A 17,600-nucleotide genomic window follows, 5' to 3' on the forward strand; every position below is an offset into this window, starting at 1 on the left:
GATATGCAGGATGCAGCGCCCCGTCTGACTTTCACTTTACGAGACGAAGAGAGGTTGATGATGAAAATTGGCGTATTCGTACCTATTGGCAACAACGGCTGGCTCATTTCGACCCACGCGCCGCAGTACATGCCGACCTTTGAACTGAATAAAGCCATTGTGCAAAAAGCGGAGCACTACCATTTCGATTTCGCCCTGTCGATGATCAAACTGCGTGGCTTTGGCGGCAAAACTGAGTTCTGGGATCACAACCTTGAGTCGTTCACCTTGATGGCGGGGCTGGCGGCCGTCACCTCGCGCATTCAGATTTACGCCACTGCTGCCACCTTAACGTTACCTCCGGCAATCGTCGCCCGTATGGCCGCAACCATCGACTCCATCTCTGGCGGGCGTTTTGGCGTCAACCTCGTGACTGGCTGGCAAAAGCCCGAGTATGAGCAGATGGGTATCTGGCCTGGCGATGACTATTTCTCCCGTCGTTACGACTATCTCACCGAATATGTTCAGGTGCTGCGCGACCTGTGGGGCACGGGGAAAAGCGATTTTAAAGGCGATTTTTTCACCATGAATGATTGTCGCGTCAGTCCGCAACCGAGTGTCCCCATGAAAGTGATCTGCGCCGGGCAAAGCGACGCTGGCATGGCGTTCTCCGCCCAGTATGCCGATTTCAACTTCTGTTTCGGCAAAGGCGTAAATACGCCCACGGCTTTCGCCCCGACCGCTGCGCGGATGAAACAGGCCGCAGAGCAAACCGGGCGCGACGTTGGTTCTTATGTGTTGTTTATGGTGATTGCCGATGAAACCGACGATGCCGCTCGCGCCAAATGGGAACACTACAAAGCGGGCGCGGATGAAGAGGCGTTAAGCTGGCTAACCGAACAAAGTCAGAAAGATACCCGCTCCGGTACTGATACCAACGTCCGTCAGATGGCCGATCCCACTTCGGCGGTAAACATCAATATGGGGACGTTAGTCGGTTCTTACGCCAGTGTCGCGCGCATGTTAGATGAAGTCGCAAGCGTGCCTGGTGCCGAAGGCGTGCTGTTGACCTTCGATGATTTTCTGTCGGGAATCGAAACCTTCGGCGAGCGCATTCAACCACTGATGCAGTGCCGCGCCCATCTACCTGCGCTGACTCAGGAGGTGGCATGATGACAACCTTAACCGCTCGACCGGAAGCCATTACCTTCGATCCGCAGCAAAGTGCGCTGATCGTGGTGGATATGCAAAACGCTTATGCCACGCCAGGCGGCTACTTAGATCTCGCCGGGTTTGATGTCTCAACCACTCGCCCGGTCATTGCCAACATTCAAACCGCCGTGACCGCAGCGCGAGCGGCAGGGATGCTGATCATCTGGTTTCAAAATGGCTGGGATGAACAGTATGTCGAAGCTGGCGGCCCCGGCTCACCGAATTTTCATAAATCGAACGCCCTGAAAACCATGCGTAAGCAGCCGCAGCTGCAGGGGAAATTGCTGGCGAAAGGCTCCTGGGATTATCAACTGGTGGATGAACTGGTGCCGCAGCCTGGCGATATTGTGCTGCCGAAGCCGCGCTACAGCGGTTTCTTCAATACACCGCTGGACAGCATTTTGCGCAGCCGTGGAATACGCCATCTGGTTTTCACCGGTATCGCTACCAACGTCTGCGTCGAATCGACGCTACGCGATGGCTTTTTTCTGGAGTATTTCGGCGTGGTGCTGGAAGACGCAACACACCAGGCGGGGCCGGAATTTGCACAGAAAGCCGCGTTGTTCAATATCGAAACCTTTTTTGGCTGGGTCAGCGACGTCGAAACGTTCTGCGACGCGCTTTCTCCCACGTCCTTTGCTCGTATCGCTTAAGGAGTTTAACGATGCCAAAATCCGTAATTATTCCCGCTGGCAGCAGCGCACCGCTGGCCCCCTTCGTTCCCGGCACGCTGGCTGATGGCGTGGTGTATGTCTCCGGTACGCTGGCTTTTGATCAACATAATAACGTGCTGTTTGCCGATGACCCAAAGGCGCAAACCCGCCACGTTCTGGAAACTATCCGCAAGGTGATCGAGACGGCGGGTGGCACGATGGCGGATGTGACCTTCAACAGCATCTTTATTACCGACTGGAAAAATTACGCCGCGATTAACGAAATCTACGCCGAGTTTTTTCCGGGTGATAAACCGGCGCGATTCTGCATTCAGTGCGGACTGGTAAAACCTGACGCGCTGGTGGAAATCGCCACAATTGCGCATATCGCCAAGTGAGGCCGCGATGAAACTTTCACTCTCACCTCCCCCTTATGCTGATGCGCCCGTAGTGGTGTTGATTTCGGGTCTTGGCGGTAGCGGCAGTTACTGGTTACCGCAACTGGCGGTGCTGGAGCAGGAGTATCAGGTAGTCTGTTACGACCAGCGCGGCACCGGCAATAATCCCGACACACTGGCAGAAGATTACAGTATCGCCCAGATGGCAGCGGAACTGCATCAGGCGCTGGTAGCCGCAGGGATTGAGCATTACGCGGTGGTCGGCCATGCGCTCGGTGCGCTGGTGGGAATGCAGCTGGCGCTGGATTATCCCGCGTCGGTAACTGTGCTGATCAGCGTTAACGGCTGGCTACGAATAAACGCCCATACGCGCCGCTGTTTTCAGGTTCGCGAACGATTACTGTATAGCGGCGGCGCGCAGGCATGGGTGGAAGCGCAGCCGTTGTTCCTCTATCCCGCCGACTGGATGGCGGCCCGCGCACCTCGCCTGGAGGCAGAAGACGCGCTGGCACTGGCGCATTTTCAGGGCAAAAATAATTTACTGCGTCGACTTAACGCCCTCAAACGCGCTGACTTTAGTCACCATGCGGATCGCATCTGCTGCCCGGTGCAAATCATCTGCGCCAGTGATGATCTGCTGGTGCCATCCGCATGTTCCAGTGAACTTCATGCCGCCCTGCCCGATAGCCAGAAAATGGTGATGCGCTATGGCGGACACGCCTGCAACGTGACCGATCCCGAAACGTTTAATGCTCTGTTACTCAACGGGCTTGCCAGCCTGTTACATCACCGTGAAGCCGCCCTGTAAGGAATTGCTATGAACGAAGCCGTTAGCCCAGGTGCGCTTAGCACCCTGTTCACCGATGCCCGCACTCACAACGGCTGGCGGGAGACACCCGTCAGCGATGAGACGTTACGGGAGCTTTATGCCCTGATGAAATGGGGGCCGACATCAGCTAACTGTTCTCCGGCACGGATCGTGTTTATCCGCACTGCAGAAGGAAAAGAACGTCTGCGCCCGGCGCTTTCCAGCGGCAATCTACAAAAAACCCTGACCGCGCCCGTCACCGCTATCGTTGCCTGGGACAGTGAATTTTATGAACGGTTACCACAACTGTTTCCTCACGGCGATGCCCGCAGTTGGTTTACCTCCAGCCCACAACTTGCGGAAGAAACAGCGTTTCGCAACAGTTCCATGCAGGCGGCCTATCTGATCGTCGCCTGCCGTGCGCTGGGACTGGATACCGGCCCGATGTCGGGTTTTGACCGTCAACACGTTGACGACGCCTTTTTTGCGGGCAGCACGCTGAAGAGCAATCTGCTGATTAATATCGGCTATGGCGATAGAAGCAAACTTTTTGCGCGCCTGCCACGTCTGTCCTTTGAAGAAGCCTGCGGGCTGTTGTAAGGAGCAAACTATGAACATTGTCGATCAACAAACTTTTCGCGATGCGATGTCCTGCATGGGCGCGGCGGTCAATATCATCACCACGGACGGTCCAGCCGGGCGCGCCGGGTTCACCGCCAGCGCCGTCTGCAGCGTGACCGATACGCCGCCCACATTACTGGTGTGCCTGAATCGTGGGGCGTCCGTCTGGCCGGTATTCAATGAAAATCGAACGCTGTGTGTAAATACACTTAGCGCCGGGCAGGAGCCGCTTTCAAACCTTTTTGGCGGCAAAACGCCCATGGAACACCGCTTTGCCGCCGCCCGCTGGCAGACGGGGGTGACCGGATGCCCGCAACTGGAAGAGGCTCTGGTTTCGTTTGACTGCCGTATCAGCCAGGTGGTGAGCGTCGGCACCCACGACATTCTGTTTTGCGCCATCGAAGCGATTCATCGTCACACCACACCCTACGGGCTGGTGTGGTTCGATCGCAGTTATCACGCGCTGATGCGCCCTGCTTGTTAACCTCCTTAAGGAGACTGCTGATGGCAATGTTCGGTTTTCCTCACTGGCAGTTAAAATCGACCTCTACAGAGAGCGGCGTGGTCGCGCCGGATGAACGATTGCCGTTTGCTCAGACGGCAGTAATGGGCGTTCAACACGCGGTGGCGATGTTTGGCGCGACGGTGTTAATGCCGATTCTGATGGGGCTGGATCCCAATCTTTCCATTTTAATGTCGGGGATCGGCACGTTACTGTTTTTCTTTATTACCGGCGGGCGCGTCCCCAGTTATCTCGGCTCCAGCGCGGCTTTTGTCGGCGTGGTGATCGCCGCGACGGGCTTTAACGGTCAGGGCATTAACCCGAATATCAGCATTGCGCTGGGCGGGATTATCGCCTGTGGGCTGGTTTATACCGTCATTGGCCTGGTGGTGATGAAAATCGGTACGCGCTGGATTGAACGACTGATGCCGCCGGTGGTGACGGGTGCGGTGGTGATGGCGATTGGCCTGAACTTAGCGCCTATCGCAGTGAAAAGTGTATCGGCTTCGGCCTTTGATAGCTGGATGGCGGTAATGACGGTGCTGTGTATTGGGCTGGTGGCGGTGTTTACCCGTGGCATGATCCAGCGGTTATTGATTCTCGTAGGTTTAATTGTCGCCTGTCTGCTGTATGGCGTGATGACCAACCTTTTAGGGCTGGGAAAAGCCGTCGATTTTACTCTCGTCAGCCATGCTGCCTGGTTCGGTTTGCCACATTTTTCCACTCCTGCTTTTAATAGTCAGGCAATGATGCTGATTGCGCCCGTGGCGGTGATTCTGGTGGCGGAAAACTTAGGTCATCTCAAGGCGGTCGCCGGGATGACCGGACGCAATATGGACCCGTATATGGGGCGGGCATTCGTCGGTGATGGGCTGGCGACGATGCTTTCTGGTTCTGTCGGTGGCAGCGGCGTAACCACCTACGCCGAGAATATCGGTGTAATGGCCGTGACAAAAGTCTACTCGACGCTGGTGTTTGTCGCTGCTGCCGTCATCGCCATGCTGTTGGGCTTTTCACCGAAATTTGGCGCGCTGATTCATACCATTCCGGCCGCGGTGATTGGTGGTGCATCAATTGTTGTGTTCGGGCTGATTGCCGTCGCAGGCGCAAGGATATGGGTACAAAACCGTGTCGATTTAAGCCAGAACGGTAATTTGATTATGGTCGCAGTAACCTTAGTGCTGGGCGCGGGTGATTTTGCTCTCACGCTGGGCGGTTTTACGTTGGGAGGGATTGGTACAGCAACCTTTGGCGCGATTTTACTCAATGCGTTGTTAAGCAGAAAGTTGGTTGACGTTCCACCGCCAGAAGTTGTTCATCAGGAGCCATAAACAGAAAACCGCCGGGATTACCGGCGGTGATGACTTTTTGACGAGCCTAAGAAAAAAATGCATTCGTCATTGATTAGCCCGGCTAGTTGTCGCTTTTGCCGTGACTGCTCTTGCCACCTTTTTTACCTGCTTCAGATGCGCGCTGCGGGTCATTCTTGAAATTACCCCCGCTGTGCTGTCCACCTTTTTTACCTGCTTCTGATGCTCTTTCGCGGTCTTCTGCAAAATTGCCGGAACCGCCTCGATGGTTTGCCATTACTGACCTCCGTCTGGGTATAGACATCATATTGCATAGAATTAACGCGGCGTATGGCGGCTGCCATATTTTCGCTACGTGGGACTAAGCTTAGTGAACTGACGCGGGCAGACCCGCGTTTGGTAATATCCTGCAACAGCTTCTTAGCGAGAATAGATATCATCTCAAATAATTATCCATAAGCCGCTCTTATGATTAAAAAAACGCGATGAGATAAAAATGTGTCATTTTGCGACAAAATTACGTGCTTGTGAAAGTTGTTATAAATCAAATAAGTGGTTGTGAAATTTGCACTCTGAAAAGGACGTCTTATCTTTAAATAAGTGGTAGCGAATCGCTACGGAATAGAGATAACACGAGGAGTGGTTAGAAATGGCTAAAGTTCTGGTGCTTTATTATTCCATGTACGGACATATTGAAACGATGGCACGCGCAGTCGCTGAGGGTGCAAGCAAAGTCGATGGCGCAGAAGTTGTCGTTAAGCGTGTACCGGAAACCATGCCGCCGCAATTATTTGAAAAAGCAGGCGGTAAAACGCAAACTGCACCGGTTGCAACCCCGCAAGAACTGGCCGATTACGACGCCATTATTTTTGGTACACCTACCCGCTTTGGCAACATGTCCGGTCAAATGCGTACCTTCCTCGACCAGACGGGCGGCCTGTGGGCTTCCGGCGCACTATACGGAAAACTGGCGAGCGTCTTTAGTTCCACCGGTACTGGCGGCGGTCAGGAACAAACTATTACTTCAACCTGGACGACCCTTGCGCATCACGGCATGGTAATTGTCCCCATTGGCTACGCAGCGCAGGAATTATTTGACGTTTCACAGGTTCGCGGCGGTACGCCGTACGGCGCAACCACCATCGCAGGCGGTGACGGCTCACGCCAGCCAAGCCAGGAAGAACTGTCTATTGCTCGTTATCAAGGGGAATATGTCGCAGGTCTGGCAGTTAAACTTAACGGCTAATCTTCAACAGGAGGATACGCATGCCAACTCAAGAAGCGAAAGCTCATCACGTCGGTGAATGGGCATCTCTGCGCAATACGTCGCCGGAAATAGCCGAGGCCATTTTCGAAGTCGCCGGGTACGACGAAAAAATGGCGGAAAAGATTTGGGAAGAAGGTAGCGATGAAGTGTTAGTCAAAGCCTTTGCTAAGACCGATAAAGATTCGCTTTTTTGGGGCGAACAGACCATCGAACGTAAAAACGTTTAACCAGCGACTCCCCCACTTCTCGCGGGGGAGTTTTCTGTTATTTCACCGCCTCATTCAACACGCTATCAAACTTATCCATTGGGCAGAAACCGTTGGCATCTATCGGGCAACCGCTTAATTCCAGCGTCACACGCTGAGCAGGTGCCTGCAGGGTTAACGCATCGGCATTACGTAACTGTTCCGCACTCTGATACACATATTCAATTTTCATCAAATCGCGATTGGCTTTGCTGTCATGCCAACGCTGGAAAACGATTTTGCCGCCAATCGGCGTGCGTTCGTTCTGGTCATGCAACTGATACGGTTTGAAATCCAGCGCCGTTAACAGAGAGGCAATGTTGGAGTCGTGCCCAACCAACACTGTAATTTTCGGTGCGCTGGTGCGATCGGTGACCAGAGCTTTGTCGATATAACTGACCAGCGGTTTCGCAACATTGCGCGCCACTTCCGGTGAGGTAAACAGGCTGTCCTGGTAGCCGTTTTTAAGCTTCGACAACACCTTCCACTGCTGGTCAGATTTGATTTCTCCCCAGGCCACCTGATCCATCGGAAAACCTTCGTAATATTGCAAAGTAAACGCATCTACCAGCGAGTTGCCGACTTTCAGCGGCCCGGAAACACCTGGTTCTTGTTGATACTTGGCGCTAAAGGTATTTTTGCCATCCACCAGCGAACACTGTTGTTTCTCTTTACAGGCAGGGGAATCTTTATAGTTAACGATTTTTTCCAGTAGTTGGTAGCTGTCGGTAAGCTGGAGTTTGCTGAGCTCTTTCTCCATTGCCGCCACCGCCTGTTCACTGAATGCGGCGGAATCATCGGTGATCACCGGGTTAAAGGTTGGGTCCATAGTGCCCATTTTTTCCTGGTGATGCACAGGAATATCACACCCCGGGAATGCGCCGGTAATAAAGAACTGTGCGGTCGCAACGGTACGTTGCAGACTATTGGCATAGGCATAAACGGTGTCCGGCGGCGGGCATTCCCCCGATTTCACCATCCCCTGCTGTGCCAGCCATTCACGCATGTAATGGCCCATATACACTTCGAGCACGCCACCTTTGGTGGTGAGTTGCCCACCGGGGACGTCCCATTCGGGCCATTTATTCGGCGTCGACTGCTCCAGCACACTGCCATTGTTCGCCAGCGGCGCACGTAAGTTATGGCGGCTCATCATGAGCACTTGCTGTAGCTGATAGCCTTCCGGTACGGTTTGTGCCTGAGCATTTGAAGCGAGTAAAACTATCCCTGCCACAGTTGCGGCGATTAGCGTTTTGTTCATTCCTGGCACCTCTTTTGTTATCAATCACTAAAGAGTGTGACAGAAATATGACATTTTTCCGGGAACAGGTTCGCAAAATGGCTTGTTGAATGCCTGTTTTTCTATATACATCTTTAAAAACAGGCAAGGTTTGACGCAAACTATGCCTGATTAGCTCCCTGCCTCGCGTACGCCGCTGATGATTACACCTGTGGCTAAACAGAATATCAGCGGCGTTACTAATACAGAGGCAATAGTACCAATAATAAGAGAAGTGAGGCTAATAACAATGGTTTTTAGCACATGCCTTTGTCAGTAAATTGCATAACGAGTTAAAAAATCAATTTGCGCATTCCTTTCCTTATTGTTTAACTCGTAAGCCTGAGCAAAAAGTTCAGGAGGGAGGTAAACGTCATAATGATTGCCAGTGTTTATTAAATACCCATACTCAAGGTCGTCATCTGTTGAAAAGGATTCATTCCCTAAGGAGATTGATGCCACATTACTATTAACAATAAATAATGAGCAAATGCTATCTGAAAGAGCAGTGAGGAAATTTTTCACCTCATTAACCTTCTGCTCTGGGTCGGTGTCTAAAACAAGGCGTGCCTTATTATCATTAAATATAAACTCGGGTAAATGCAGTATGCATTTTTTGTCATTCAAGCAACTATCAATAAATTCTTTTTTAAAAGACAAAAAACTCCATGATAAAAAACCACCCTGCCCCTGAATTTTGTTGTCAGATTGTAGATTAACGCCGAATAATGTCTTTACATCTTCCCTGAGATCATTGAATGCCGTATCAACAAGAGCCTCGATCGTTTGTTTATCAACAATTTTAATAAACTCTTCGTATACTTGCTTTTGCGTCTTATGGCTGCCCAGCGCCCATGAATACTCATGTTCTTTTAAAACCAGTATGGCCCTTAACAGACAATAGCCATCGCCATCTACTGGAGCGTATTTTAATCCATAAGTTTTATTAATTTCACTCAGAATAAAAGATATACCAGACAAATCAATACCAGTATCTAAATCAGATATTCCCGGCGTATTTATCCATTCTGGCTGGATACTCATATTTTCATCATCTAAACAATACTCAGAAAAAACATCATCACACGCATTAATGTTTTCAATATATTCCATAAAGCCATACCAATAATAACCTTTAAAATCTGTGATAGACTCTGAACCTCTGCCCGGCAAGGACACTCTAACAATATCAATATCTCGAACATATTGTATAGTATATGTAATACCTTCTGAAACCCCTGAATAAGTTTCTGTATCATTAGTACGCAATGTTCTCAAAAATAATGATAAATCATTATCATTCTGCATTTCCTCAAATTCTTTTTCTAGTGAATCGCATTCCAGGCATGGAATGTAGTCTTCAGCTTTTTGACGTCTGATTTCTTTATACAACCGCATAAAACACACCAGTGTGTTTTCAAAAAGCGTGATTGAATATTTTTGATTTTTTTCGTGCTCATTTTTTATATTGTTCCAGGCTTGTTTCAAATAATTATTTGCAGTGCAACTAATTCCATGTATATTACTACTCATATATAGCGCCTATAAAATTTAATAAATAATGACGCCCCAGTTAAACTTAAAGTGCCTGGTTCCACTATCAAAAATCGCTCACCCTTTTTCACCTGTTTAAAATATGTTCAGCACCCCACCTTGAGGCGACCTCCTCTCCGCGATGATTTCAATAACATATTCTGTGTTGGCATATGAAATTTTGAGGATTACCCTACACTTATAGGAGTTACCTTACAGGGGTTCCTTCAATTTGTGTTGATTTACGCGAGATAACGCTATGGAATTAAAGGATTATTACGCCATCATGGGCGTGAAACCGACGGACGATCTCAAGACAATCAAGACCGCCTATCGTCGACTGGCCCGCAAATACCATCCTGATGTCAGCAAAGAACCGGATGCCGAAGCCCGCTTCAAAGAGGTCGCTGAAGCCTGGGAAGTGTTAAGTGATGAACAACGTCGCGCTGAGTATGATCAGATGTGGCAACATCGCAACGATCCGCAATTTAACCGTCAGTTCCATCATAGCGACGGTCAGAGTTTTAACGCCGAAGATTTTGACGATATCTTCTCGTCAATTTTCGGTCAGCATGCCCGCCAGAGCCGTCAACGCCCCGCCACACGCGGCCACGATATTGAAATCGAAGTGGCGGTATTCCTCGAAGAAACGCTTACTGAGCATAAGCGTACCATCAGCTATAACCTGCCGGTTTATAACGCCTTTGGCATGATCGAACAGGAAATTCCGAAAACGCTGAATGTCAAGATCCCGGCGGGCGTCGGCAATGGTCAACGCATCCGTCTGAAAGGCCAGGGGACGCCGGGCGAAAACGGCGGTCCAAATGGCGATTTGTGGCTGGTGATTCATATTGCGCCACATCCGCTGTTCGATATTGTCGGCCATGATCTGGAAATTGTAGTGCCGGTTAGCCCGTGGGAAGCGGCGCTGGGTGCTAAAGTCACCGTTCCAACACTGAAAGAAAGCATTTTGCTGACTATCCCGCCAGGCAGCCAGGCCGGGCAACGATTGCGCGTTAAAGGCAAAGGTCTGGTGAGCAAAAAACAGACCGGCGATCTGTATGCGGTACTGAAAATCGTGATGCCGCCGAAACCGGATGAAAACACTGCCGCGCTGTGGCAGCAACTGGCAGACGCCCAGTCGTCTTTTGATCCACGTAAAGATTGGGGGAAAGCATAATGGCTAATGTTACGGTGACTTTTACTATTACCGAATTTTGCCTGCATACCGGCATCTCTGAAGAGGAGTTGAATGAAATTGTCGGTTTGGGGGTGGTTGAACCGCGTGAGATCCAGGAAACAACCTGGGTATTTGACGACCATGCCGCCATCGTGGTGCAACGCGCAGTACGCCTGCGTCATGAACTGGCTCTGGACTGGCCGGGGATCGCGGTGGCGCTGACGTTAATGGATGATATTGCGCACCTGAAGCAGGAAAACCGCCTGCTGCGCCAGCGACTTTCCCGGTTTGTAGCTCATCCGTGATGTGTGTTTGCCGGATGTGATGACGCATCCGGCAACTGCCCCATAATGCCTGATGCGACGCTAAACGCGTCTTTTCAGGCGCACAAACGACGTTATCTGTTTTGGTGGTCGCTCTCCACTAACACCAGCAATAACTGGCTTAGTGCCGCGTAAAAACCAAAGCTGTCATACTGACGACAACGCACAACAAACTCTGGTAACCATTGCCACAGCGCCGTCAGTGTTTTTTGCCGCAAACTGTCGATTCTTCGCGCAGGAACGGTCCCCTCTCCCAGCGAAAAATGCAGATGGCTGAGCAATTCGAGATAGATCGCCAGATGATCTGCCGGTTCGTTGAAATTGCCGCTGGTTTCCATCCCTGCCTCAACTAACAAGCGTTTAATCTCTTGCTCGTCCTGTTTGTAGGCCGATGCATACGGCAGCGCCGCTTGTTTGTCGGTCATCAGAAACAGGCCGCAAAAGTCAGCGGCCAGTTCCAGACGGGCATCGTCACGTACTGTCAGCGTGGCAATACAGTTTTCCAGCTCATTCACCGCCGCAGCCAGCGGCGGTTCGCTTTTCAGCAACGAAAACCATTCAGCCATCTGCGCACTGGCGATTTGCGTCAGTTGTTCATCGTCCAGTTCACGGGAGAACAACTGCGCCAGCCAGGCGTAAACACAGGCAATCTGTTGTGCTGTCAGCGTGGTCATGATTTCACCTGCGACGCGGGAACATATTCGCACTGCGCCACCATCTCCACAGGGCCGTTAAACGCCGTCACCTGCTCCACTGCTCCATTGTACTTCTCAATTTCCACCAGCGTAGTGTGCGCACTGGTCGCCTGCGCCAGCTGCGAAGTACCGATGTCGATGGTCAGCACGTTGGGGTTACCGTATTTGCACAGCGCACCAGGCTCGCCGCCTTTATCTGGATCGTACCATGCCCCTTCGTGAATTCGTGCCACGCCGGGTGCATAGCGGTCAGAAACTACTGCCCCTGCCAACACCTGACCGCGAGCGTTAAAGACGCGTACCACATCACCGTTACGAATACCGCGCGCGCTGGCATCCTGCGGGTTAATGAACACTGGCTCTTTACCCGCTACCGTATATTGCTGACGCAGAGTTTCCGACTCACATAACTGCGAGTGAAGTCGGAAATCCGGATGCACAGATTGCAGATGCAACGGATACTTCTGCGAGCCGGGCCCACCGTGGGAGCGTTCGATTTTCTCAAACCACATCGGATGCCCCTGACAATCGTCGTAGTTCATATCGGCGATGGTTTTCGAGTAGATCTCAATCAGGCCACTCGGCGTGCCCAGCGGTTCGAGATCCGGATCTTCGCGGAATGCCTGGTGGCGAACAAACATCTGCGGATGGTCAAACTCGACGTACTCTTTGTTATTCCAGAAGTCATCAAACGCTGGCAGATGAACGCCGCGTCCTTTGCCTTGTTGTACACCTTCCTGCCAGATGCGTTTCAGCCAGCCCATTTCGTCCAGCCCTTCGGTAAAGGCTTCTTCGCGATTAAAGCGACGGCACAGCTCGCGGAAAATATCAAAGTCGTTGCGCGCCTCGAACTGCGGCGGCACCACCTGTTTCATGGCGATAATGCCACGGTTGGAGTGGTTGCCGTACTGGTCGAGATCGTTACGCTCAAACTGCGTGGTCGCAGGCAGCACGATATCGGCAAAGCGGCAGGTTGAGGTCCACTGGTTATCTATGGCGATAACCGTTTCCAGCTTGCGCCAGCCTTCAATAATGCGGTTGATCTGCTGATGGCGATGGAATGGGTTAGTTCCGACAAAAATACACATTTTCAGCGGCGGCAGTTTTACCGATTTACCGTTCCAGTTGATCACTTTCCCCGGTTCGAGGATCGCATCGATAAAACGGGCAATCGGAATGGTGCTGCTGTAGCCTTTGTAATCACTGTTGTCGTGAACAGGCGGAATCGACGTAGAGCCGGAGAAACCACTCAGAATAACGCCTTTACGCCCCGGCGTGCCTGCGCCGTTATAGTGCCAGCCAAAACCAAAGCCACCACCTGGCAGGCCAATTTGCCCCAGCATCGCCGCCAGAACCACAATCATCCACGCCCACTGTTCACCGTGCTGCATACGCTGCACGCACCAGCCAGCAATAATTTGCGTTCTGTTCGCCGCCATCTGCCGCGCCAGCCCACGAATGCTTTCGGCATCAATGCCGGTCAGTTTTTCAGCCCATGCGGCATCTTTCGGCTGACCGTCTTTCTCACCCAGCAGGTACGGCAGGAACTGCTCAAAACCCACACAGTAGTTAGCGAGGAAGTTTTTGTCGTACAGGTTTTCACTGTACAGCGTATACGCCAGCGCCAGTTGCAGCGGCACATCAGTTTGCGGGTTAACCGCAATGTGCTTCACATGCTCGCGCCCCAGATACTCATGGGTGGATGTGACAACCGGATCGATGCTGATGACCTCAATTTCACCGGCGGCGACTTTCGCTTTTAGCTGCGCGTAATATTCATAAACATCGTGATCCGGGCACCACCAGTTCGCTTGCTGGTTTTTCAGCAAATCAGAGCCCCACAGCACAATGGTTTTGCTGTTCTGCAATACCAGCGGCCAGGAGGTTTGCTGTTCATACACTTCCATTGAGCCAACCACGCGCGGCAGGATCACCTGCGCAGCACCGGTAGAGTAATCTCCGCCCGTACCAACGCTATTACCATGCAAGGCAATAGCTTTCGCCAGCATCCCCGAAGCGTTATGGAACATCCCCGTCGATTGCCAACCACTGGCGGTCAGCAAGGCACTCGGCCCGTGAGTTTTCTGCACGCGTTCCAGTTCTTCATAGAACATGTCGAGGGCTTCATCCCAGCTCACGCGCACAAAACGGTTATCACCGCGCTGGGAGGTATCGCTGAGATGGCGCTTACGCAGCCAGTCCACGCGTACCATCGGATAACGAATACGCGCCGCGTTGTGTACGTGATCCGGCAATCCGGCAATCATTTTCGACGGATATTTATCCAGTTCGAACGGTTTTGCCGCCACAAAGCGACCATCCTTCACCGTCGCGCGGATAGCCCCCCAGTGCGACCCGGTAAGAATGCCCTCTTTCGAGATGACAGCGTCAGTCGCCGCTTGCGCCGCAGTCGCACGGCGCGGCGTTAACAATGACGGCCCCAGCATCCCGGCGACGGTTAAGCCGCCGAGTTGTGCCAGAAAACGCCGACGTGATGCCTGAAAGAGATCGTTATTGTTCATTATTTTTCTTCCTTCTTATCGCCGTGAGCCTTACCTGCGGTGTCAGACGCATTCATTTGCAGATATTTCAACAAGGTGCGTTCTTCACGTTTATCGAGACTGGTAAAGCCAATCATGCCGTTGAGCGTGCCGATCCAACCGTTAGCGTCAAAGTGGGCGATTTCCGGTGCGCCGTGGCACTGGTTACAGGTGCCGTTGTACAACGAATCCGCATAAGCCCAGATCGGTTTGATATCGTTCACCATGTCGCCTTTCTTCATCCACGCAGTGGCCTGCAACTTGCTCCACTCGGTATTGGTGTCGGCAACGGTGGTTTTCTCCAGCGTTTTTACCTGCTGCTGCACATCACCACGAATCGAGGCAACAAAGATGCGTTTACCTGGGAATTGGGTGAGTACACGCTGACGTCCGGCGCTTTCCGTCCAGCCGGTAATTTCAATTTGCAGCCAGTCGCCGTCACGTTTAAGGACTTTCACTTCCGAAGCAGGCAGCAGAGAACCAGAGGCTTCTTTATCGCCTTTCGCCGCATAAATTGGCTTAATATCAATAGAGTACAGCGTGTCACCACTGTCATTAGCACTGGCGCGCAGCTCATCGAACTGCTTACGGAAGCCGCTACTCATATCCGGTAACTGGTGGGCAATACCTTTATGACAGTCGATGCAGGATTGATTATCTTTCGCTACCACCTTCATCTGACGTGCCGCTTCAGGATGCTGCTTCGCATGATCCATCGCATCGTAGTTATGGCAGGAGCGGCAGGTTGCCGAGTTGTTTTCTTTCATTCGCGCCCATTCACGCTCGGCAAGTTCCGCGCGTTTGGCTTCGAATTTTTCAGGTGTATCAATGGAGTGAGCAATAAAGGTCTGGTAGATATCATTGCTCGCTTCCAGTTTGCGCTTCACCATGCCTGGAATATCCGGCGGGATATGACAGTCATGGCATTCAGCTCGCACGCCGGAGGCGTTCTGGAAATGCACCGACTGTTTATATTCTTCATACACCGGTTGCATACTGTGGCAACTGACACAAAATTCGGTTGTGCTGGTGACTTTGATTCCAACGTGTGGCAATACAATCAGCGCAATGCCAATCACAATCCCAATTGCGACCAGCGCCAGTACCGACCAACGAGCACTGGGTCGGCGTAGCGCGTTCCAGAGTTTCCGCATAATAGCCCCTGTAAAATTATGGTTTAGTGAAGCGATCTTAATGAGCAAATATGAACAGCGGCACTGGTCAGGATGAACGGCTTACGGCAGAATATGAACAGATATGAACAGAATGAGTAAAACCCTCTGATGCCACATCACATTGTTATTGTTGAAGATGAGCCGGTTACCCAGGCGCGATTACAATCTTACTTCACTCAGGAGGGGTATACCGTTTCCGTTACAGCGAGCGGTGCCGGGCTGCGGGAAATTATGCAGAATCAGCCGGTAGATTTAATTCTGCTGGATATCAACTTACCCGATGAAAATGGCCTGATGTTAACCCGCGCCCTGCGAGAACGCTCAACGGTGGGGATTATTCTGGTTACCGGACGCAGCGATCGGATTGACCGTATTGTTGGGCTGGAAATGGGCGCAGACGATTACGTCACCAAACCGCTGGAACTGCGCGAACTGGTAGTACGGGTGAAAAATCTGCTCTGGCGAATCGACCTCGCGCGACAAGCTCAACCGCACACTCAGGACAACTGCTATCGCTTTGCCGGTTATTGCCTGAATGTGTCGCGCCATACGCTGGAGCGGGATGGCGAGCCGATTAAACTGACCCGCGCAGAGTATGAAATGTTGGTGGCATTTGTGACGAATCCGGGCGAAATTCTCAGCCGTGAACGTCTGCTACGTATGCTTTCTGCGCGTCGGGTGGAAAACCCTGACCTGCGCACCGTCGATGTGTTAATTCGTCGTTTACGTCATAAACTCAGCGCGGATTTACTGGTGACGCAACATGGTGAAGGTTATTTCTTAGCCGCTGATGTGTGCTGATAAAAATAGACCGGACGAAATCCCCCTGGTGACAGCGAGCGGCGAATATGTTCACGGTCGGCATTTTTCGGCGTCAGAACTAAAATCGGTGGGCTGACATTATCAGACACCGATTGCCCCTGTAATTGCCTGATGGCCTGCTCAACCGCCAGTTCCCCCTGCCAGACCATTTGATCGCTGGCAGCCATAATCACTCTTCCCCGCTTCAGCCCGCGATACACCTGATGTGAAAGATAAAACGACACCACGGTAAGCGGCGTTTTCAGGTTACGCCCTTCACCCATTGCCGCCTCTGCCGCAATGGCCGTTCCGGCAACGACGTCGATTTCTGGGTGGCGTTCCAGCATCTCCTGCAACAGGTTACGCTGGATTTCAATATCGTTATCACCAAGCGCAATATCAACAATACGCACCGGGCTTCCGGCAATGGCTGCGCGAAAACCCTCGACCATCTCTTTACTGCCCCCGGCATTATCGGGTCCGGGCATCAACAGCACGTTCAGTGGTTTACCGTGCGCCCATTGCACCAAATATCGCCCAGGTTGATAGCCCATCTGAAACCAGGGTACACCAACGCGGCTTTTCACCAGGGGATCATCAAGAGCATTTACCAGTTCGATCACCGGCAGATTTGCTACCTGCTTTTGCAGGTCGGGAAATGACGTAGTGCTACTACCGAGCAAAATGGCCTCTGCGCCCCACTGTTTACACTGGTCGATTTGTGCTTGCTGGGTAGCCAACTGGCTGTAGCCGCCTGCCTCCAGCACTTTTAAATCCACACCATAGCGGCGAGCTGCCTCCTGCATACCATAGTTCAACGATAACCAGTATGAATCTTTCAGGCTGGGATAAAGCGCGCACAGTTTCCATGCGCGTTTGGCTTTAAGCGGCGTAGAGGCTTGCACCGTGTAATGCTGCGCATCATGCCAGCGCAACAGGTTATCAGCCGAAAATGCCGATAACATGAAAAGGGAAAGAAGTAAAAATAGCAGTACGCGCATGATAGCCTCATCAATAATAAGGCTTTATGCTAGATGCATTCCGCTTTGCGACTCAACCTTTTTCACCTTAAGTGCACC

Annotated in this window: 19 protein-coding genes; 12 read left to right on the forward strand and 7 right to left on the reverse strand. The window is 51.8% G+C overall.

The genetic code is table 11. From position 1 onward, the window contains the following. Positions 1-60 precede the first annotated feature (60 nt). From rutA to rutG, 7 genes are read left to right on the forward strand one after another with little or no spacing between them, the layout of a single operon-like run. Complete coding sequence (rutA, locus tag FTE26_RS19255) at positions 61-1,152, forward strand: pyrimidine utilization protein A (protein ID WP_001297176.1); 1,092 nt, start codon at positions 61-63, stop codon at positions 1,150-1,152. After that, on the forward strand, positions 1,152-1,844 hold the full coding sequence (gene rutB / locus FTE26_RS19260) for a peroxyureidoacrylate/ureidoacrylate amidohydrolase RutB (protein WP_001307708.1): 693 nt from the start codon (positions 1,152-1,154) through the stop codon (positions 1,842-1,844). Before rutA ends, rutB begins: the two co-directional genes overlap by 1 nt. Positions 1,845-1,855: 11 nt before the next feature. Next, positions 1,856-2,242: a 3-aminoacrylate deaminase gene (rutC, locus tag FTE26_RS19265; RefSeq protein ID WP_001126780.1), complete on the forward strand. Its 387-nt coding sequence runs from the start codon at positions 1,856-1,858 to the stop codon at positions 2,240-2,242. A gap of 7 nt (positions 2,243-2,249) precedes the next feature. Continuing rightward, on the forward strand, positions 2,250-3,050 hold the full coding sequence (gene rutD / locus FTE26_RS19270) for a pyrimidine utilization protein D (RefSeq protein WP_001297188.1): 801 nt from the start codon (positions 2,250-2,252) through the stop codon (positions 3,048-3,050). 9 nt (positions 3,051-3,059) lie between these two features. Continuing rightward, on the forward strand, positions 3,060-3,650 hold the full coding sequence (locus FTE26_RS19275; protein ID WP_001001190.1) for a malonic semialdehyde reductase: 591 nt from the start codon (positions 3,060-3,062) through the stop codon (positions 3,648-3,650). A 10-nt stretch (positions 3,651-3,660) separates the two neighbouring features. Continuing rightward, the gene (rutF, locus tag FTE26_RS19280) at positions 3,661-4,155 is read left to right on the forward strand and encodes an NADH-dependent FMN reductase RutF (RefSeq protein ID WP_001028096.1); all 495 of its coding nucleotides are present in this window, start codon (positions 3,661-3,663) and stop codon (positions 4,153-4,155) included. 20 nt (positions 4,156-4,175) lie between these two features. Next, positions 4,176-5,504: a pyrimidine utilization transport protein G gene (rutG, locus tag FTE26_RS19285; RefSeq protein WP_001297178.1), complete on the forward strand. Its 1,329-nt coding sequence runs from the start codon at positions 4,176-4,178 to the stop codon at positions 5,502-5,504. Between the two features lie 82 nt (positions 5,505-5,586). Here rutG and FTE26_RS19290 read toward each other — a convergent pair whose 3' ends face one another. Beyond that, a complete protein-coding gene (locus FTE26_RS19290) occupies positions 5,587-5,760 on the reverse strand; it encodes a general stress protein (protein ID WP_001273658.1) in 174 nt (57 codons plus the stop codon). Between the two features lie 372 nt (positions 5,761-6,132). On the opposite strand from FTE26_RS19290, the gene wrbA reads away from it, so the two are divergent. Continuing rightward, positions 6,133-6,729, forward strand: coding sequence for an NAD(P)H:quinone oxidoreductase (gene wrbA, locus FTE26_RS19295; RefSeq protein WP_001151437.1), 597 nt, complete (start codon positions 6,133-6,135; stop codon positions 6,727-6,729). 20 nt (positions 6,730-6,749) lie between these two features. Beyond that, entirely contained in the window at positions 6,750-6,977 is a 228-nt protein-coding gene (locus FTE26_RS19300) for a YccJ family protein (protein ID WP_001143120.1), read from the forward strand. Positions 6,978-7,014: 37 nt separating this feature from the next. Here the strand turns inward: FTE26_RS19300 and agp are convergent, their stop codons facing one another. Further along, the gene (gene agp, locus FTE26_RS19305; protein ID WP_001044313.1) at positions 7,015-8,256 is read right to left on the reverse strand and encodes a bifunctional glucose-1-phosphatase/inositol phosphatase; all 1,242 of its coding nucleotides are present in this window, start codon (positions 8,254-8,256) and stop codon (positions 7,015-7,017) included. Between the two features lie 291 nt (positions 8,257-8,547). Next, positions 8,548-9,807 carry a YccE family protein gene (locus FTE26_RS19310; protein ID WP_000097599.1) on the reverse strand — a complete coding sequence of 420 codons (1,260 nt, stop codon included), beginning with the start codon at positions 9,805-9,807 and terminating at the stop codon, positions 8,548-8,550. A 259-nt stretch (positions 9,808-10,066) separates the two neighbouring features. Here FTE26_RS19310 and cbpA point away from each other — a divergent pair, with 259 nt between their 5' ends. After that, positions 10,067-10,987 carry a curved DNA-binding protein gene (gene cbpA / locus FTE26_RS19315; RefSeq protein ID WP_000420629.1) on the forward strand — a complete coding sequence of 307 codons (921 nt, stop codon included), beginning with the start codon at positions 10,067-10,069 and terminating at the stop codon, positions 10,985-10,987. Continuing rightward, positions 10,987-11,292: a chaperone modulator CbpM gene (cbpM, locus tag FTE26_RS19320; RefSeq protein WP_000024560.1), complete on the forward strand. Its 306-nt coding sequence runs from the start codon at positions 10,987-10,989 to the stop codon at positions 11,290-11,292. The genes cbpA and cbpM overlap by 1 nt, the downstream gene beginning before the upstream one ends. 92 nt (positions 11,293-11,384) lie before the next feature. On the opposite strand, the gene torD is transcribed toward cbpM, so the two are convergent. From torD to torC, 3 genes are read right to left on the reverse strand one after another with little or no spacing between them, the layout of a single operon-like run. After that, positions 11,385-11,984, reverse strand: a complete 600-nt coding sequence (gene torD, locus FTE26_RS19325; protein ID WP_000209869.1) for a molecular chaperone TorD — start codon at positions 11,982-11,984, stop codon at positions 11,385-11,387. Next, positions 11,981-14,527, reverse strand: coding sequence for a trimethylamine-N-oxide reductase TorA (gene torA / locus FTE26_RS19330; protein ID WP_001062099.1), 2,547 nt, complete (start codon positions 14,525-14,527; stop codon positions 11,981-11,983). The genes torD and torA overlap by 4 nt, the downstream gene beginning before the upstream one ends. Next, positions 14,527-15,699, reverse strand: coding sequence for a pentaheme c-type cytochrome TorC (torC, locus tag FTE26_RS19335; RefSeq protein WP_085674455.1), 1,173 nt, complete (start codon positions 15,697-15,699; stop codon positions 14,527-14,529). Before torC ends, torA begins: the two co-directional genes overlap by 1 nt. Before the next feature lie 129 nt (positions 15,700-15,828). Between torC and torR the strand changes: the two genes are divergently transcribed. After that, positions 15,829-16,521 (forward strand): two-component system response regulator TorR, encoded by a 693-nt coding sequence (gene torR / locus FTE26_RS19340; RefSeq protein WP_001120112.1) that lies wholly within the window; start codon positions 15,829-15,831, stop codon positions 16,519-16,521. Here the strand turns inward: torR and torT are convergent. After that, positions 16,494-17,522, reverse strand: a complete 1,029-nt coding sequence (torT, locus tag FTE26_RS19345) for a TMAO reductase system periplasmic protein TorT (protein ID WP_001264955.1) — start codon at positions 17,520-17,522, stop codon at positions 16,494-16,496. The genes torR and torT overlap by 28 nt on opposite strands. Positions 17,523-17,600 lie beyond the last annotated feature (78 nt).

It is taken from the genome of Escherichia sp. S10b (assembly GCF_028421345.1).
Taxonomy (GTDB): Bacteria; Pseudomonadota; Gammaproteobacteria; order Enterobacterales; family Enterobacteriaceae; genus ECMA0423.

Coding starts and splice junctions, on each gene's coding strand:
- cbpA (WP_000420629.1), top strand. CDS start 10,067: ATGGAATTAAAGGATTATTACGCCATCATGGGCGTGAAACCGACGGAC.
- torD (WP_000209869.1), bottom strand. CDS start 11,984: ATGACCACGCTGACAGCACAACAGATTGCCTGTGTTTACGCCTGGCTG.
- agp (WP_001044313.1), bottom strand. CDS start 8,256: ATGAACAAAACGCTAATCGCCGCAACTGTGGCAGGGATAGTTTTACTC.
- rutA (WP_001297176.1), top strand. CDS start 61: ATGAAAATTGGCGTATTCGTACCTATTGGCAACAACGGCTGGCTCATT.
- torT (WP_001264955.1), bottom strand. CDS start 17,522: ATGCGCGTACTGCTATTTTTACTTCTTTCCCTTTTCATGTTATCGGCA.
- torR (WP_001120112.1), top strand. CDS start 15,829: ATGCCACATCACATTGTTATTGTTGAAGATGAGCCGGTTACCCAGGCG.
- cbpM (WP_000024560.1), top strand. CDS start 10,987: ATGGCTAATGTTACGGTGACTTTTACTATTACCGAATTTTGCCTGCAT.
- wrbA (WP_001151437.1), top strand. CDS start 6,133: ATGGCTAAAGTTCTGGTGCTTTATTATTCCATGTACGGACATATTGAA.
- rutD (WP_001297188.1), top strand. CDS start 2,250: ATGAAACTTTCACTCTCACCTCCCCCTTATGCTGATGCGCCCGTAGTG.
- torC (WP_085674455.1), bottom strand. CDS start 15,699: ATGCGGAAACTCTGGAACGCGCTACGCCGACCCAGTGCTCGTTGGTCG.
- torA (WP_001062099.1), bottom strand. CDS start 14,527: ATGAACAATAACGATCTCTTTCAGGCATCACGTCGGCGTTTTCTGGCA.
- FTE26_RS19310 (WP_000097599.1), bottom strand. CDS start 9,807: ATGAGTAGTAATATACATGGAATTAGTTGCACTGCAAATAATTATTTG.
- rutF (WP_001028096.1), top strand. CDS start 3,661: ATGAACATTGTCGATCAACAAACTTTTCGCGATGCGATGTCCTGCATG.
- rutB (WP_001307708.1), top strand. CDS start 1,152: ATGACAACCTTAACCGCTCGACCGGAAGCCATTACCTTCGATCCGCAG.
- FTE26_RS19275 (WP_001001190.1), top strand. CDS start 3,060: ATGAACGAAGCCGTTAGCCCAGGTGCGCTTAGCACCCTGTTCACCGAT.
- rutC (WP_001126780.1), top strand. CDS start 1,856: ATGCCAAAATCCGTAATTATTCCCGCTGGCAGCAGCGCACCGCTGGCC.
- rutG (WP_001297178.1), top strand. CDS start 4,176: ATGGCAATGTTCGGTTTTCCTCACTGGCAGTTAAAATCGACCTCTACA.
- FTE26_RS19300 (WP_001143120.1), top strand. CDS start 6,750: ATGCCAACTCAAGAAGCGAAAGCTCATCACGTCGGTGAATGGGCATCT.
- FTE26_RS19290 (WP_001273658.1), bottom strand. CDS start 5,760: ATGGCAAACCATCGAGGCGGTTCCGGCAATTTTGCAGAAGACCGCGAA.